This window comes from Ulvibacterium marinum, assembly GCF_003626755.1.
Taxonomy (GTDB): Bacteria; Bacteroidota; Bacteroidia; order Flavobacteriales; family Flavobacteriaceae; genus Ulvibacterium; species Ulvibacterium marinum.
Genome location: NZ_RBCJ01000006.1, coordinates 74,064 through 91,620, shown reverse-complemented (window position 1 = coordinate 91,620; position 17,557 = coordinate 74,064). Strand labels below are relative to the sequence as shown.

General features: G+C 41.1%; 13 protein-coding genes. All 13 read left to right on the top strand.

Going from position 1 to position 17,557, the window contains the following annotated elements:
- Positions 1 to 31 precede the first annotated feature (31 nt).
- The 13 genes from D7Z94_RS23750 to D7Z94_RS23690 all read left to right on the top strand — a co-directional run bounded on the left by D7Z94_RS23750 (position 32) and on the right by D7Z94_RS23690 (position 17,135).
- Positions 32 to 2,236, top strand: a complete 2,205-nt coding sequence (locus D7Z94_RS23750; RefSeq protein WP_120714145.1) for a RelA/SpoT family protein — start codon at positions 32 to 34, stop codon at positions 2,234 to 2,236.
- A gap of 44 nt (positions 2,237 to 2,280) precedes the next feature.
- Entirely contained in the window at positions 2,281 to 2,736 is a 456-nt protein-coding gene (locus D7Z94_RS23745; RefSeq protein WP_120714144.1) for a Fur family transcriptional regulator, read from the top strand.
- Positions 2,737 to 2,748: 12 nt separating this feature from the next.
- Positions 2,749 to 4,020: an adenylosuccinate synthase gene (locus D7Z94_RS23740; protein WP_120714143.1), complete on the top strand. Its 1,272-nt coding sequence runs from the start codon at positions 2,749 to 2,751 to the stop codon at positions 4,018 to 4,020.
- A gap of 29 nt (positions 4,021 to 4,049) precedes the next feature.
- Entirely contained in the window at positions 4,050 to 4,721 is a 672-nt protein-coding gene (locus D7Z94_RS23735; RefSeq protein ID WP_120714142.1) for a 3-keto-disaccharide hydrolase, read from the top strand.
- Positions 4,722 to 4,748: 27 nt separating this feature from the next.
- Entirely contained in the window at positions 4,749 to 6,089 is a 1,341-nt protein-coding gene (locus tag D7Z94_RS23730; protein ID WP_120714141.1) for a Gfo/Idh/MocA family protein, read from the top strand.
- A gap of 189 nt (positions 6,090 to 6,278) precedes the next feature.
- A complete protein-coding gene (locus tag D7Z94_RS23725; RefSeq protein ID WP_245967304.1) occupies positions 6,279 to 7,973 on the top strand; it encodes an OstA-like protein in 1,695 nt (564 codons plus the stop codon).
- Between the two features lie 55 nt (positions 7,974 to 8,028).
- Positions 8,029 to 9,210 carry an aspartate aminotransferase family protein gene (locus D7Z94_RS23720; protein ID WP_120714140.1) on the top strand — a complete coding sequence of 394 codons (1,182 nt, stop codon included), beginning with the start codon at positions 8,029 to 8,031 and terminating at the stop codon, positions 9,208 to 9,210.
- A gap of 97 nt (positions 9,211 to 9,307) precedes the next feature.
- Positions 9,308 to 10,708, top strand: a complete 1,401-nt coding sequence (locus tag D7Z94_RS23715) for a tetratricopeptide repeat protein (protein ID WP_120714139.1) — start codon at positions 9,308 to 9,310, stop codon at positions 10,706 to 10,708.
- 28 nt (positions 10,709 to 10,736) lie between these two features.
- A complete protein-coding gene (locus D7Z94_RS23710; RefSeq protein WP_120714138.1) occupies positions 10,737 to 11,651 on the top strand; it encodes a DUF368 domain-containing protein in 915 nt (304 codons plus the stop codon).
- Between the two features lie 13 nt (positions 11,652 to 11,664).
- The gene (locus D7Z94_RS23705) at positions 11,665 to 12,684 is read left to right on the top strand and encodes a DUF368 domain-containing protein (RefSeq protein WP_120714137.1); all 1,020 of its coding nucleotides are present in this window, start codon (positions 11,665 to 11,667) and stop codon (positions 12,682 to 12,684) included.
- A complete protein-coding gene (locus D7Z94_RS23700; RefSeq protein ID WP_120714136.1) occupies positions 12,656 to 13,408 on the top strand; it encodes a shikimate dehydrogenase family protein in 753 nt (250 codons plus the stop codon). The genes D7Z94_RS23705 and D7Z94_RS23700 overlap by 29 nt, the downstream gene beginning before the upstream one ends.
- 249 nt (positions 13,409 to 13,657) lie before the next feature.
- Complete coding sequence (locus D7Z94_RS23695) at positions 13,658 to 15,913, top strand: DUF349 domain-containing protein (RefSeq protein WP_120714378.1); 2,256 nt, start codon at positions 13,658 to 13,660, stop codon at positions 15,911 to 15,913.
- Positions 15,914 to 16,076: 163 nt separating this feature from the next.
- Entirely contained in the window at positions 16,077 to 17,135 is a 1,059-nt protein-coding gene (locus D7Z94_RS23690; protein ID WP_120714135.1) for an alpha/beta hydrolase, read from the top strand.
- Positions 17,136 to 17,557 lie beyond the last annotated feature (422 nt).

Here is a 17,557-nt window from a genome sequence, read left to right as displayed (position 1 = left end):
TTGGTTAGGATTGTGGTAATTTTAATATAGTATGACTCAGGCTACCATAGAAAAGGAGAACAAACAGATTGCCAAGCAATACAAGGAGTTGCTACGCATAAGCTATCAGACCTTGTCCAGTGATGACAAGAAACTGATACGATCTGCTTTTGAGGTAGCGGTAGACGCCCATAAAAATCAACGAAGAAAATCTGGCGAAGCGTATATCTTTCATCCCATTGCCGTAGCGAAGATCGTGGCCTCGGAAATAGGTCTGGATGCGGTTTCCATAGCCTCTGCCCTATTGCATGACGTTGTTGAGGATACCGAGTATACATTGGACGATATAGAACGTATGTTCGGGGAGACCGTGGCCCGTATTGTGGATGGCCTAACAAAAATAGCACACCTTAAAAAAGACATGAACATCTCCCAACAGGCGGAGAACTTCAGAAAAATGCTATTGACCCTGCATGATGATGTACGGGTAATCATTATAAAAATTGCGGACCGATATCATAATATGCTCACCCTGGATGCCATGCCAGAGCATAAGCAGGTGAAAATGGCGTCCGAGACTCTTTATATTTATGCACCTTTGGCCCATCGTATCGGACTTTATAACATCAAGACCGAGCTGGAAGACCTTAGCCTAAAATATACGGAACCGGAAGTCTATAAAGATATTTCGGGGAAAATAGAGGATTCCAAAGTTGAACAACAGGATTATATAGATGCCTTTTCCAGCATCATTGACAAGTCACTTAAAAAGGAAGGTCTCAACTATTACATAAAAGGTAGGATGAAATCTATCTTTTCCATTCGGAAAAAGATGAAGACGCAAAGTGTCTCCTTCGACGAAATCTATGACAAGTTTGCCATCCGAATCATTTATAAATCCGATAAGCAGAACGAAAAATTTCTGGCCTGGAAAATATACTCTATTGTAACGGATCATTTTACACCCAATCCGGTTCGACTGCGCGACTGGATCTCCTCACCAAAATCTACGGGTTATGAGGCGCTTCATATAACGGTTATGGGGCCGAAGGGAAATTGGGTAGAGGTACAGATACGCAGTGAACGCATGCATGAAATTGCGGAAAAGGGATATGCTGCCCATTTTAAGTACAAGCATGGGGAGCAAAAGGAACAGGGTATAGAGGTTTGGCTAAACCGTCTTCAGGAGGCGTTGGAAAATTCCAACGGTAGTGCCGTAGATTTTGTAGAGGAATTTAAATTGAACCTTTACTCTAAGGAAATTTTTGTCTTTACCCCAAAGGGTGAACTTAAATCGCTTCCCAAAGGAGCCACACCTCTAGATTTTGCCTTTAATATCCATACCGAAGTAGGGATGCGCACCCGAGGTGCCAAGGTAAATGGTAAATTAGTTCCGCTAAACACCACCTTAAACAGTGGAGATCAAGTTGAAATAATTACCTCGGACCAAGCCAAACCCAATCAGAATTGGTTGGACTATGCCACTACAGCGAGGGCAAGGGCCAAAATAAAATCATCCCTACGGGAGGAAAAGAAAACCATTGCCCAGGAAGGTAAGGAAGTACTGCGAAGAAAGTTGAAATCCCAAAAGGTTACTCTTAGCGAGGATGTGGTAAACAAAATGGTCATTTATTTTAAGCTCAAGACCAGTCTGGATTTGTTTTATCGAGTGGGAATCGGGGCCATAGATAACCAAAAAATCAAGGAATTTGCTTCTTCCTATAGTAATGCCTTTATCAGTTTCTTTAAAAACAAAATTCGTAGGCACTCCGTCCCTGAGGATATTGACAAGGATGAGATAACCTCCAAATACGATATGCTCGTATTTGGCAAGGACGAAGAGAAGTTGGATTATAAATTATCCAAATGCTGTAATCCCATACCCGGGGACGATGTCTTTGGTTTTATCAGTGTGAACGAAGGCATAAAAGTCCATAAGAAAAACTGTCCCAATGCCATATCACTTCAATCCAATTACGCCTATCGCATCATAAGTGCCAAATGGATAGATTCTACGCAAGAAGAGTTCAAATCGGAAATTCAGCTTACCGGCATCGACAACCTAGGGCTTGTAAGTGATATTACAGATGTAATCTCCGACGATATGCATGTAAATATGCGTAATCTTAACTTTAGTACAGAAGGCGGTACATTTACAGGAAGGATTACCGTAGTGGTAAAAAACAATGGTATCCTTAAAAAATTGATTGCCAATTTAAAGCGTATAGAAGGCATTGACAAAGTATCCCGAATTTAAATTTTAACCGTACCTTTGTGGTTTAGCATTGTTGGAAAAATGTAATGAGTGCCAATAAGAACCAAGAAATAGTAAAAAGCGTTTTTACCACTTTTCTAGAGGAAAATGGACATCGGAAGACACCCGAAAGATATGCCATACTTCAAGAAATTTATGATAGTGATGATCATTTTGATATAGAATCCCTCTACATCAACATGAAGAACAAAAAATATAGGGTAAGCCGGGCCACTTTATACAATACTATTGAACTTCTGTTAGAATGCAAATTGGTGCGGAAACATCAATTTGGAAAAAATCAGGCCCAATATGAGAAATCCTATTTTGATCGACAACATGACCATGTTATCCTAACGGACACGGGTGAGGTTATGGAATTCTGCGATCCCAGGATCCAATCTATCAAAAAAACCATTGAAGAGGTTTTCGATATCAAGATAAATACGCATTCACTTTACTTTTACGGCACAAAAAACCAAGAAGAAAAGTCAAATAACTAACCAAAAGTATACATGGCGGTAGATTTATTGTTAGGCCTGCAGTGGGGTGACGAAGGAAAAGGAAAAATTGTAGACGTACTGACCAAAAATTATGATATCATAGCCCGCTTTCAAGGAGGGCCAAACGCAGGACATACACTGGAATTTGATGGGATAAAACATGTACTTCACACCATTCCATCTGGGATTTTTCACAAAAACGCCATTAATATCGTTGGTAATGGTGTTGTCATAGACCCTGTAATCTTCAAAAAGGAATTGGACGCACTCGGGAAATTTAATATAGATTTCCAATCAAAACTTTTGATTTCCCGAAAAGCGCACCTCATTTTACCCACCCATAGACTTTTGGACGCCGCTTCCGAAGCCGCCAAGGGAAAGGCCAAAATCGGTTCAACTTTGAAGGGAATCGGCCCTACCTATATGGACAAGACCGGGCGTAACGGTATGCGTGTTGGAGATTTGGAACTGGATGGCTGGAAAGAAAAATACAGAGCCTTGGCAGATAAGCACGAGGCCATGATCGATTTTTACAACGTAGAAATCCAGTATGATCTAAAAGAACTTGAAACCGAATTCCTAAATGCCGTTGAGACATTAAAACAACTACAATTTATAGATAGCGAGGAATATCTATTCCAGGCACAAACCCAAGGAAAAAAAATATTGGCCGAGGGTGCCCAGGGGTCCTTGTTGGATATTGATTTTGGGACCTATCCCTATGTCACCTCTTCCAACACCACTGCGGCCGGTGCCTGCACGGGATTGGGTGTTTCCCCAAATAAGATAGGCGATGTAAAGGGCATTTTTAAAGCTTATACCACAAGGGTGGGAAGTGGTCCCTTCCCTACTGAACTATTTGATGGGGACGGTGAGACCATGGGGCGCGTAGGCAATGAGTTTGGTGCTACAACGGGAAGGCCGAGAAGATGTGGCTGGCTAGATCTCGTAGCCCTTAAATATGCAGTCCGAATAAATGGTGTAACCGAATTGATGATGATGAAAGCCGATGTACTAAGTGGTTTTAAGAACATAAAAGTCTGTACGGCCTACAACTACAAGGGCAAGGAAATTGAACATTTACCCTATAATATTGAAAGCGAAAACGTAACGCCGATCTATATGGAAATGGAAGGCTGGGAAAAAGATTTGACCCAAATGGAAAAGGCCGAGCAACTTCCTAAAACCTTGCATAAGTATATTGACTTTTTGGAGGAAGAGTTACAAGTACCCATAAAAATTGTTTCCGTTGGGCCGGATAGGACGCAAACCATACATCGCTAGATAAATATAAATAGGCTTAATCCCATTTTATGAAAAAAATCAATATTTCCGGAATTGTCTTGGTAATCTGCATTTTTGTTTTTCTTCCCGGTAGTGGTCAAAAACCAATGGATGCGGGATTTACTAAACTTTTTAATGGCAAAAACCTGGATGGTTGGGTCGGGAACAAAGAATCCTATAGGGCCCAGGACGGTATGATCATTGTAGATCCGAATGGCGGTGGTAGCGGCGGAAATTTGTTTACTAAAGACGAGTATAGTGATTTTAACTTTCGGTTTGAATTTCAACTGACTCCGGGAGCTAATAACGGATTGGGTATCCATGCGCCATTGGAAGGGGATGCGGCCTATGTGGGCAAGGAACTGCAAATATTGGATAATACGGCAAAAAAATATGCAGAACTCCAACCCTATCAATATCATGGATCGGTGTATGGTATTATACCAGCTAAAAAAGGTTTTTTAAGGCCCGTGGGTGAGTGGAACGAACAGGAGGTAATCGTCCGGGGTTCTTCTATAAAAATCAATTTGAACGGAACCACCATTGTCGATTCCGATTTTCTTGAAGCAAGTAAAGATGGAACAATGGATAAAAAAGAGCACCCTGGATTAGAGCGAAACAAGGGGCATATCGGCTTTTTGGGACATGGCGATGTTGTACGTTTCCGAAACATCCGCATAAAAGATCTAACCAAAAAATAAAGGAAGAGAACCAAACTTGAAGGCATTATGGGCAATAAAACGAATAGAAGAGAATTTGTAAAGAAGAGCGGCTTAGGGGTTTTGGGTGTGGCATTGGCCCCCTCCCTTCTTGGAAAAATTGGAAGGAATGGACGTTTACGAACCGCGCACATTGGGGTTGGTGGTATGGGTATGGAAGACCTAAAGGCCATATCTTCCCATAAGCTGGTGGATGTTACCGCTTTATGTGATGTGGACGCTACACGATTGGCCGCTGCCCTTAAACTGCACCCCAATGCAAAGACGTACTCTGACTATAGGCTTATGCTCCGGGAAATGGCAAATGATATTGATGCCGTAATCGTTTCCACTCCGGACCATACACATGCACCCGCTTCCATGTTGGCCATGAGTATGGACAAGCCCGTATATTGCCAAAAGCCGTTAACGCATCATGTTTCCGAGGCCAGAGCTATGAAAAAGTTGGCCAAAGAAAAGAATCTGGTGACCCAAATGGGCATTCAGGTGCATTCTTTTTATGATTACAAATTGGCGACCTTGTTAATTCAGTCCGGAATTATTGGAAAAGTGCATACCGTAAGGGCATGGTCTCCTAAAAACTGGGGATATGATGGCCCCGCGCCCCAAGGTGAAGACCCAATTCCGGAAAACTTGGATTGGAATCTATGGTTGGGAACTTCTGCGGAAAGACCCTATAAGAAAGATATTTATCATCCAGGCAATTGGAGAAAACTAATGGATTATGGTTGCGGTACATTGGGTGATATGGGCGTGCATATTTTTGATACCCCGTACAATGCCTTGGAATTGGATGTACCCAAAACCATAAAAAATAAATGTAGAAAACCCAATGGATTCGCCTACCCTCAGAATAACGTGGTTACCTATGAATTTCCGGGAACCAAACACACGGACAAGACGCTAAAATGGGTTTGGTATGATGGCCCCGGAGCGCCTGAAAAACATAAAGACCTAGAATTGCCCAATGGTGAGCAACTTCACGACCAAGGGGCAATGTTTATGGGAGAAAAAGGAAGATTGTATCTTCCCCATTTTCAGAAGCTTCCCCAATTAATAGTTGATGGCCAGTACAAAGAAATGGACATTGAATCCTTTAATCTAGGAGCCCCTGTAAGGGATTACGAATCCGAAGGCAAAAAACACTACCACCAATTTGTGGATGCCTGTTTGGGAACAGGAGACTGTAGTGCACCGTTTTCATACGCCTCCCGATTGACTGAAACTATACTCCTAGGGGTAATCGCCGGACGTTTTCCGAACAAGACCCTACATTGGGATGCCAAGACGGCAAGATTCTCGGAAGAGGAAGCGAACCAGTATTTGGAATCGGCCTATAGGGATTTTTAAGTATTACTCCGTAAGAACGTGTATGGGTCCTACTCTGATCGTTGGACCTACGCCTTATTGCTTAAAATTGAATCGTATTAAATCTATCCTAATCCCTAGGTGTCCTCGTTGAAAAAATCCTATTTTTGGGGCAAAATCTTACGATTGAAAAAATACTTCTTTTTTGGTCTATTCTCTATTTGGACTGCGATCGGCTTATCACAAACCGCGATAAAGGAGCAACAAGGCGATTCAGTTGAAAGTAAACAAATCAACATCATTTATGGAGCTAACTTCACTAAGGATGAAGAGCAGTTTCCTGGTGCCTTTATTTTTAGCAAGGACGACAGGCAAGTCCAGTTTGAACATGAAGGTGCCGACCTATGGTGTGATATTGCCATCCACTACCAAAAAGAAAACAGATTAAAGGCCATAGGCAATATCCGCTTACAACAAGGGGATTCGGTATTATTGACCAGTGGAAAAATAGACTATGACGGTGAAAACAAATTGGCCAAGGCATGGGAAAACGTCATCCTAGAAAACAAACAGGAAAATCAGCAAACCACACTACGGACGGACACCCTATATTTTGATCGGGAAAAACAGGAATCCTATTATGATAGTTTTGGTACCGTGGTGGATTCGGCCAACACCTTGACCAGTGAAATAGGTCGCTATTTTATGGAACTAAAAAAATACCAGTTCCTGGATAGCGTACATATTAAGAATCCCCAATACATAATGGATTCTGAACGGCTGGATTATTACGAAACCACAAAAAATGCCTACATGTACGGCCCCTCTACCATCACGGGCGAGGAATACAAAATCTATTGTGAAAGGGGATTCTATGATACGAAGGTCGAGAGCGGCTACGGAATTAAAAACACGAGGATAGATTACAACAATCGCATCATTGAAGGAGATAGCGTGTTCTTTGACAAAGCCACGGAATTTGCTTCTGCTACCAACAACATCAAAGTAACGGACACAGTAAACAATGGTATCATTAGGGCGCATTATGCGGAGGTATTCAAGGCCAAGGATTCCGTTTTTGCCACCAAGCGGGCGGTATATATTTCTTTATTGGAACAAGATTCCCTATATGTTCATGGTGATACCTTAATGGTAACGGGTAAACCTGAAAATCGTATTTCAAGGGCATTTCGAAATGCAAGATTCTATAAGACCGATATGAGCGGAAAATGCGATTCCATTCATACCGAGGAAAGAACGGGACTTACCCAGCTTATCCGCAATCCCATTATCTGGAATGGTGAAAACCAGATGACCGGGGATAGCATTCATCTCATATCGGATTTGGAGACCGAAAAATTGGATTCCCTAAAAGTAATTAACAATGCCTTTATCATTTCCTTGGACAGCATTAGTATGGAAGGGTACAATCAGGCCAAGGGGAAGGATTTATTCGGACAGTTCGAGGATAATGAACTCAAAATCATTGACTTAATAAAAAATACCGAGGTAATTTACTATATGTACAATGATGATGATGAGCTCTTGGGAATCGACAAGACCATATGTAGCGCCATACGGATGACCATGGTCAATAACGATGTGGAAGATCTTACTTTTTTTGTGAACCCGGATGGGGATATTTTTCCGGAAAAAGATCTGCCCAAGGAAAGTAGAAAGCTAAAAGGATTTATTTGGCGCGGTGATGAACGTATCATGACCAAGGACGATATCTTTGACGAGGATGATAACAATATTCAATTGGTAACTATTCAAGGCGTTAACAACCCAATTGATATTGATGCGGAGGAGGAAAACCGTACCAAAAATGCCGGAGACCCAATAAATGAGATTCCGCCCAGCCAAAATGATCAGGCCCCGGAACCCACCACACGGCCAAAAGTCCAAAAAGTAAAGGTGAATTAACACATCATATAGCCCCAATAAGGTTTTGAAAACCGGACAGGTTCTATGGCGAAGCATGAAAGAAGATTTTCTAAAATATCAAGCGCAGACCACCCCAAACCCTTTAGGTTTAGAAGTATCACATGCCAAGGGAAGCTATATTTATGATTCCCAGGGCAATGCCCATTTGGATTTTGTGGCAGGGGTATCCGCTTGTGGACTGGGGCACTGTCACCCTAAAATAGTTGATGCCGTACGGGAACAGGTAGAAAAGTATATGCATGTTATGGTCTATGGAGAGTATATCCAAAAACCGGTGGTGGCCTATACCAAATTACTCGCTTCGTTACTTCCAGCTCCATTAGAAACCACCTATATGGTAAATTCCGGAACTGAAGCCATGGAAGGAGCCTTGAAGCTGGCAAGACGTTTTACGGGGAGAACACAAATTGTGGCGGCTCATGGAGCCTACCACGGAAATACCATGGGGAGTTTAAGCATAATGGGTTATGAGGATAGAAAAAGTGTCTTTAGACCCTTGTTGAGCGATATTCGTTTTATACATTTTAACTCCTTGCCCGATGTCCAAAAAATTACCGAAAAGACCGCTGCGGTGGTTTTGGAGACGATACAGGGTGGAGCGGGATTCATTGTTCCGAAGGATGGTTATCTGCAAAAAGTAAGGGAACGTTGTAATCAAACAGGTAGCGTATTGATATTGGACGAGATACAGCCCGGGTTTGGAAGAACGGGGAAGTTGTTTGCTTTTGAGCATTATAATTGTAGCCCTGATATTTTAGTAATGGGCAAGGCCATGGCCTCCGGATTACCTGTTGGGGGCTTTACGGCGTCAAGGGAAATGATGGCCACATTACAGAACAGTCCCAAACTGGGGCATATCACCACCTTTGGAGGAAATGCCGTAATTGCCTCGGCCTGTTTGGCGACACTCCAAGAAATTACCGGAAGTACATTGATGCAAGATACTTTGGCAAAGGAAAAATTGTTCAGAAAACTCTTAAAACATCGTCTTATACAAGAGGTTAGAGGAAAAGGATTATTATTGGCCCTTATTATGGAAAGTGGGGAATTGGCCAATTATGTTGTACTGGAATGTGCTAAAAAAGGGTTGATTCTTTTTTGGCTTTTGTTCGAGCCAAAAGCAGTCAGAATCTCACCTCCCCTGACCATATCCGAGCAAGAAATACAGAAAGGATGTGCTGTTATTCTCGAAGTTTTGACAGCATACGAGCAATAATTTGTTAACTAATTTGTTAATAATATAGCCCAAATGAAGAATGAAAAGTATCTCCAAAAGATTACTTTTAATTCCATAGTTTAACCAAAACGTTCCTATGGCGTTAGATTCTAACGAAAGACCGGGCCAATCCGTGGCCAAGTTCGAGTCCATGCTCAAAACGGATGATATCTACTTCTTTGACGCGGAAGATTTTGAGGAAATTATACACCACTATCTCAACCACGGCAAAATAGCCTTGGCCAAAAAGGCCATAAAAATAGGCCTGCGACAGCACCCGGGAAGCATTGAATTGAAACTATTGGAAGTAGAGGTTCTTGTGTTTGAAAACCATTTGGAAGTGGCGGAACAGCTTTTGGACGAACTTCAGCTCTTGGATGCCCACAACGAGGAAATCTATATCCAAAGGGCCAATATCCATTCCAAAAATGACAACCACGAAGCAGCTGTATTATTGCTGCAGAAGGCCTTGGAGTTGGCCGAAAATAGTTTTGATATCCATTCGCTTCTGGGCATGGAGTATCTTTTTATGGATGATTTTAAATTGGCACAGAAAAGCTTTATGAAATGCGTTAATTTTGATGAACAGGACTATTCCTCCCTGTACAACGTTATCTATTGTTTTGAGTTTTTGGAAGATTACGATGGTGCTATATATTATCTTAACGATTATCTAGAACGCAATCCCTATTGCGAAGTGGCTTGGCATCAGCTTGGAAAACAGTATTTTACCAAGGAAATGTATCCTGAAGCATTATCGGCATTCGATTTTGCCATAATTTCGGACGATTCGTTCATAGGAGCCTATTTTGAAAAGGGCAAGGTATTGGAAAAATTGGGTAAGTATAAAGAGGCCATTGAAAATTACGAGACGACCGTAAAAATTGAAGATCCAACCTCCCATGCTTATTTGCGTATAGGCAAATGTCATGAAAAACTGGGTAATGACGAAATGGCAAAATACTATTATTACCAGACTGTCCATGAAGACCCATTGTTGGATAAGGGTTGGTTGGCCATTACAGATTTCTATAGAAAACAACACAATTACAAAAAGGCCTTATACTACATTAACAAAGCCTTGAATATTGATGGGGAAAACCCACACTATTGGAAAAAATGTGCCCTGATCAATGCTTGTCTTAAAAACTATGAACAAGCGGATTTTGCCTTTAAGCAAACCGTAGAGCTGGGTAATTATGAGTTGGAGACTTGGTTGCAATGGGCGGATGTATTGTTGAAAAACGATGACATCCCGGCCGGAATACAGATTTTGTCACAAGGAAAGGAGTTTTATCCGGAAAGTGCGGAAATCCAATACAAAATGGTGGGGTTATACTTGTCTGCCAAGGACACTGTAAATGCCCGTATCTGTCTAATGGACGCATTAAATACGGATTTTGAAAAATTGCACCTGTTCGAAAAGGAATTTACACAATTCCAACATTTGGAATGGATACATGCTATAATCTCCAACTGTAAAAAGGCTTCGAGATAAAAAAGCTATTTTTGCCTTTTTTATCCCTATGGAAAATAGAAACCCCTTCCAACACCTGATCATCGTACTTAAAGGAATGGCCATGGGTGTGGCCGAACTTGTCCCTGGAGTTTCAGGGGGAACCATAGCTTTTGTTGCCGGTATTTACGAGGAACTTATCACTTCTATCAACAATGTACACCCTAGCCTAATCGGCGTTTGGCGAAAAGAAGGTTTCAAGGCTTTTTGGCAAAAATTGAACGGTAACTTTTTAATCGCGCTGTTTTTGGGAATGTTGATAAGCATTTTTTCATTCTCCAAATTGATTACTTGGTTATTGGAAAACAAACCTATTCCCTTGTGGTCCTTCTTCTTTGGACTGGTATTGGCAAGTGTTCTGTTTGTGGCAAAAGCTATAAAAAAATGGGGGGCAGTTACCGTTTTATTATTGGTATTTGGCGCCATTGTGGCCTATTTTGTAACTACCCTTCCACCTTCGCAAAACTCGGATAGCCTTCCCTATTTATTTTTTTCCGGAGCATTGGCGGTTTGCGCCATGATATTACCTGGTATTTCGGGTTCTTTTATTTTGGTGCTTTTAGGTTCCTATAAGACCGTTTTGGATGCAGTGGACGATAAGAATTTCAAAATCCTTATAACGGTCACCTTGGGCGTAATCTTCGGGCTTTTGAGCTTTGCCAGACTTTTAAAATGGATGTTCGACCATTACAAGAACATAACCTTGGCTATTTTAACAGGTTTTATCTTAGGCTCTTTAAACAAAATATGGCCATGGAAAAAAGTTTTGGAAACAAAACAGATAGGTAGTAAGACCATAACCCTTGATGAAAATATTTCTCCATTTTTGTTTGAAGGGGACAATCAAATTATACCTGCCGTAATTGCCGCGATCGTTGGTTTTTCCCTTATTTTTATCTTAGAAAAAACGGCCTCGAAAAAATAAAGCCACATTCCTTATGTACAACCCAAGAACATTTATGGATAAGGTATTTCTGGTGCTGAAAGGGCTTTTTATGGGTGCTGCAAATAAAGTGCCCGGGGTTTCTGGGGGAATTGTAGCCTTTGTTGGGGGATTCTATGAAGAGTTCATCTATTCACTTCAGAAAATTAACGGAAAGGCTTTTAAACTCTTGTTCAATGGTAGATTTAAAAGTTTTTATCAATATGTAAACGGGCAGTTTCTATCCCTCCTCATATTTGGAATGTTAGTCAGCTACTTTAGCGTTTCTAAATTGCTGGATTATTTTTTGGAACGTAAGGAATTGTTTGTCTGGGCCGCTTTTTTTGGAATGATCTTGGGATCCATCTACTATATTTCCAAGGATTTCGGCCACTGGAACAAACGAACCATCCCTGCCGGCGTATTGGGACTCCTGGTAGGTATTTCTATTAGTTTTTTGAGCCCTGCCAGGGAAAATGACAACTTAATCTTCATTTTTCTCTGCGGAATGATCAGTGTTTCCGGAATGACCTTGCCCGGACTTTCGGGTTCGTTTATACTGATATTACTTGGAAACTATGTGCTGTTGCTTGTGGATTCGGTAAATGCCCTTTATGATACGTTTGCCGAAGTGTTTAAGGGTGACTTTAGCTTTATGAAAAACGATGAGCGGCTAAAAACGCTTACCATTTTGGCTGTTTTTACCACAGGCTCCGCAGCAGGATTGGTAACCCTCTCCCATATCCTTAGTTATGTACTTAAACACTACAAGCATATAACCACCGCGGTCATTATCGGTTTTATCACGGGTTCCCTTGGAGTAGTATGGCCCTGGAAGAAAACCATCTTTAAGACGGATGCCATGGGAGAAATGTTTTTGGATTCTAACGGAAAGCCGATTATTGTGAACTATGAGCGGTATTTTCCGGATTTTGAAAATCCGGAAACTTGGTGGGCCCTTTTTTTTGTGATGGTAGGAATTTTTGTTTTATTGGGACTAGAATGGTATGGTGAATACAGGAAACAAGAAAAATAGATATGGTTTGGTGGGAAAAAACATTTCCTACTCGTTCTCCAAGGGATACTTTACCCAAAAGTTCGCCGACATGGGGTTGAGCGAGCATTCCTATGAAAATTTTGATCTTCAACATATTAATGAGTTTCGTGAACTTGTCCGCAATACCCAAGGACTAAAGGGTTTGAACGTAACCATTCCCTATAAGGAAGAGGTACTCCCCTTTTTGACCGAAATGGATAAAACCGTAGAGCAAATCGGTGCAGTTAATACCATTAAACCGAGGGGAAAAGAATTGATCGGGTACAATACGGATGCATTCGGATTCCAAAAATCCTTGGAGCCCTTTTTGGCAAAACACCATACAGATGCCTTAATATTGGGTACAGGGGGAGCTTCGAAAGCAGTTGCCTTTGTATTGAGGCAATTGGGAATAACCTACCGCTTTGTATCCCGAAACCCCACTCATGACCAAATCAGGTATACGGATGTAAATGCGGAAACCGTACAGCAATATCAAATTATCATAAACTGCACTCCATTGGGTACTTTTCCCGATGTAGCAAAAAAACCGGCACTACCCTACCCCTTTCTCAATAAAGAACATTTATTATACGACCTTATCTATAATCCGTCCAAGACCGCATTTTTGTTGGAAGGGGAATCACATGGTGCTACAATATGTAACGGTCTGCGTATGTTGGAACTACAGGCGGAAAAGGCCTGGGATATTTGGAATAGCTAACGTTGGTGCCATTCCTTTAATACAGCCCGTTTTACCAATTTGTTTCCTTGCAATCACATAATGGCCCATAATAAAGATCGTGAAGAAAACAGGAATATAATGGAAAAACTGTCAAATCGGCCTGTCACCCAGGGTTAAGCCGATTTCCGGGTTCGTCACGCTAAAGAAACCCTCTATAATTTTTGCGGTTATACAGGTTGTTAGTATCTTAACCTTAGCAACTGTTTGCAGAACCCAAAACTAATGACCATGTTGGAAGGGAATGACCAGGAACTACAGGAAAATGTAGGGGAAGATTTCTCAGAAACTACCGGAACAGCATCCGATCCGGAGAAAAGCACTGAGACCAAATCCGAAGAAGATACGAATTCGAAAATCGTAAAGTCGGAACCGTCCGAATCGGAGAAGTCCGATGAAGATGTTCTGGAAGAAATTGAAGAGTCCAATGCGGATGCAATTACCCAGGCCGAATCCAAGGAAGATACCGATTCGGAAACCGTAGCATCGGAACCGTCCGAATCAAAGAATCCCAAGGACGAAGACGTTCTGGAAGAAATTGAAGAGTCCAATGCGGATGCAATTACCCAGGCCGAATCCAAGGAAGATACCGATTCGGAAACCGGAGCATCGGAACCGTCCGAATCAAAGAAACCCAAGGACGAAGATGTTCTGGAAGAGATTGAAGAGTCCAATGCGGAGGATGCAGAGGACAAGGACAATCATCATCGGCATCACATTCCCCTATTGGACTATCATTCCATGTCCATGGAAAACCTGGTAGGTGAACTACAAAGACTAATTCGTAATGAGAAGGTACAGGCCATAAAAAAACATGTTGATGGTATTAAATATGAATTTGATCTAAAATTTCAAGAATTTCTTGAGCACAAAAAAGAAGAGTTTATCGCCAACGGCGGAAACGAAATAGATTTCAGGTACAATTCCGTAACCAAAAGGCAGTTCAATGAGGTCTATGCGGATTACCGAGAGAAAAGAAACCTTTATTACAAGAACCTTGAAAAGAATCTAAAGGATAATCTGGCAACACGTTTGGGGATAATAGAAGAGCTTAAAGGCCTTATGAACGTGGAAGAAGATATGAATACCACCTATAAGACCTTTAAGCTTATCCAGGAACAATGGCGTAATGCAGGGGCTATCCCCCGCACTCATTATAACGATGTCTGGCGTACCTATCACCACCACTTGGAAATTTTCTATGATTTTCTGCATTTGAATCGGGAATTACGGGATCTTGATTTTAAGCATAATCTGGAGGAGAAGCAAAAAATTGCAGAACGTGCGGAGGCCTTGGCACAGGAAGAAGATCTGGGGAAGGCTTTTCAGGAACTACAGACACTCCATAAAATATGGAAGGAAGATATCGGTCCGGTAGGTAAGGAACACCGGGAAGAAATCTGGGAACGATTTAGTAATGCTACAAAGGTACTGCACCAAAGGAGACAGGAACACTACAAGGAACTGGACAAGCAGTATGAAAAAAACCTAGAGAAAAAAAACGAGATAATCGCTTCCATATTGGCCCTAAGCGCGCATGTAGCCAATAACCACAAAGCCTTACAGCAGCAGATACGGCAAATAGAGGATTTACGGGAGGATTTTTTTAAGGCGGGCAAAGTACCACAACAGGTCAATGAGGAAACCTGGGCCTCCTTTAAGGATGCCGTACGGCAATTCAATAGAAATAAAAATGCCTTCTATAAGAATCTCAAAAAAGACCAGCACGAAAATCTGGAAAAAAAACGAAAACTACTGGAATTGGCCCTGTCGTTAAAGGACAGCGAGGACTGGGATACCACCACTCAGGAAATGAAGCGTATACAGAGCGAGTGGAAAAAAATTGGGCATGTACCCCGAAAGTATTCCGATAAAATCTGGAAAGACTTTAAAAATGCCTGTAACCATTATTTTGATCGTCTTCACGCCCTAAAAAACAAGGCCCACAAAGACGAAGTTGAAAATCTGTCCAAAAAGGAAGACTGTATCGAACGCTTAAGAACTTTTGAACTTACCAAGAATAAAGAAGAAAATCTTAGTACGTTAAAGTCCTTTATCAATGAATGGAAATCCTATGGTCGGGTACCCTTCAATAAAAAGAACATAAACCAACGATTCAATAAGATATTGGATGCTATTCTAAGGAAAATGGATGTAAGTCGCCAAGAAGCGGAACTTCTGAAATATGGCAACAAGATACAGCAATTGGCCCACAGGGACGATGGGCGTGCCATTTCCAACGAACGTTCCTTTATCCGTAAAAAAATTGACGATAGCAAAAACGAGATACGCCAATTGGAAAATAACCTTTTGTTCTTTTCCAATGCGTCGGGAGACAGTCCGGTCGTTCAAGAAGTCATTAAAAAAGTAGAGCACCAAAAAGAGGCCCTGGTCACTTGGAAAGCCAAGCTAAAAAAACTGAACATCATGGAAAATAACCTGAACCGAGGTGTTGATGAACAGGACAATTCTACGGAAGAGGAATAGTGTTACTTATTAGGTTTTACTAAATTTGATAAAATCAAGTTTGTTAATCTCTTCAGTTCCTGTCGGTATCTTTTTGACCTTTGAACAACCACCTGTATTAAAACGCTTGTAACAATTCAGGTAAGTAACCGTCCTATGCTTAAATTATACCCTATTTTGCCAAATGAAAAATGAGGCCTATATCATTCTACTTTTATTACTATCCACAACGGTTTCAATTGCTCAAAATATACCCATAAACGAATCAAAATTTATATCGATCGGTGGAATAGAACAGTGGATTACCATTCAGGGAAAAGACCGATCCAAACCTGTGGTCCTTTTTATCCATGGTGGGCCTGGCAGCACCATGAGCCAGTATGATAACACCATGTATGGGGAATGGAAAAATGATTTTGTCTTGGTAAATTGGGATCAAAGGGGCGCGGGAAGGACATATGGACGAAATGTACCGGCAACGGTAGATGAGGCGTATTGGATAGAAAACCCTTTGACCGTAAAACAAATGACCAAAGATGGCATTGAACTTGCCCAATACCTAATTCAATATTTAAACCAGGAGAAAATAATACTTGTAGGCACATCATGGGGATCCATTCTCGGTACCGAAATGGCTCTGAGCAATCCAGAACTTTTTCATGCGTATGTGGGAAATGCGCAGTTTGTGAATTTCTCGGAGAATATCAACTATGCGTACCAAACGGTGTTGGAAATGGTAAAAAAATCGAATGATGTAAATGCAATAAAAATACTTGAGTCTCTCGGAAAACCTCCGTATGCCAATGCTAAAAGCTATGGACAACTGTTGCGGGTCGTTAAAAAATATGAACGAAAGAATTCAACCCCTGCTCCAACCACATGGTTTAAGCTAGCTCTTGAATATGACAATGAAAAAGATAGCAAACACAGATATGATGGAGATGATTATTCATTTGTTCATTTTGTTGGTCATGGCAAACTGGGAATAAAATCTATGGTGTCTGATATTGATTTTAATATGACTGGAACGGAGTTTAAAACTCCAGTGTACCTTATTCAAGGGGAAAATGATATACTAACAGCAAAGGAGGTCAATAGACCTTATTTTGATAAAATAGTTGCTCCGGACAAAGTCTACTTTTTAGTACCCAACGCGGGTCATGGTCATAATCAATTCGTTGTGGAAAAGCAATACGAAGTTGTTAAAATGAGTGTATACGGTGAACTAACTGACCGAAACTGAATATATTTCCATAGCGGTTTCCTTCACTCAAATTATAATCAGGTATTTAACCGATGGCAACGACTTCACTATCATGGTAGAAGAAGGCAATTCTAAAATGTCTGTTATCAACTCTACGGTTTAACCCAAATAACATAGATTGGGGCTGGGTGTCCTCCCTCAAGTCGCCTATTTAAGATTGAAAAAGGTAGCCAATTACGATTGTTTAGTGAAATCCCAAGGTTGTACTGATAATCCATTTAAAAGATTTCAATATTGTGTCGTAGGCCCCGTAATATTATGAAAAGAGAAATGTTAAGTGTTTTAAATGAGTGAATAGCAACATCTAAAGTATCTCACCCCTATTAAGCTATACTACTGAAAACAAAGGATTTGTATACTTATAATTCTGTATACATCAACACTAAAAATGCTTAATCAGC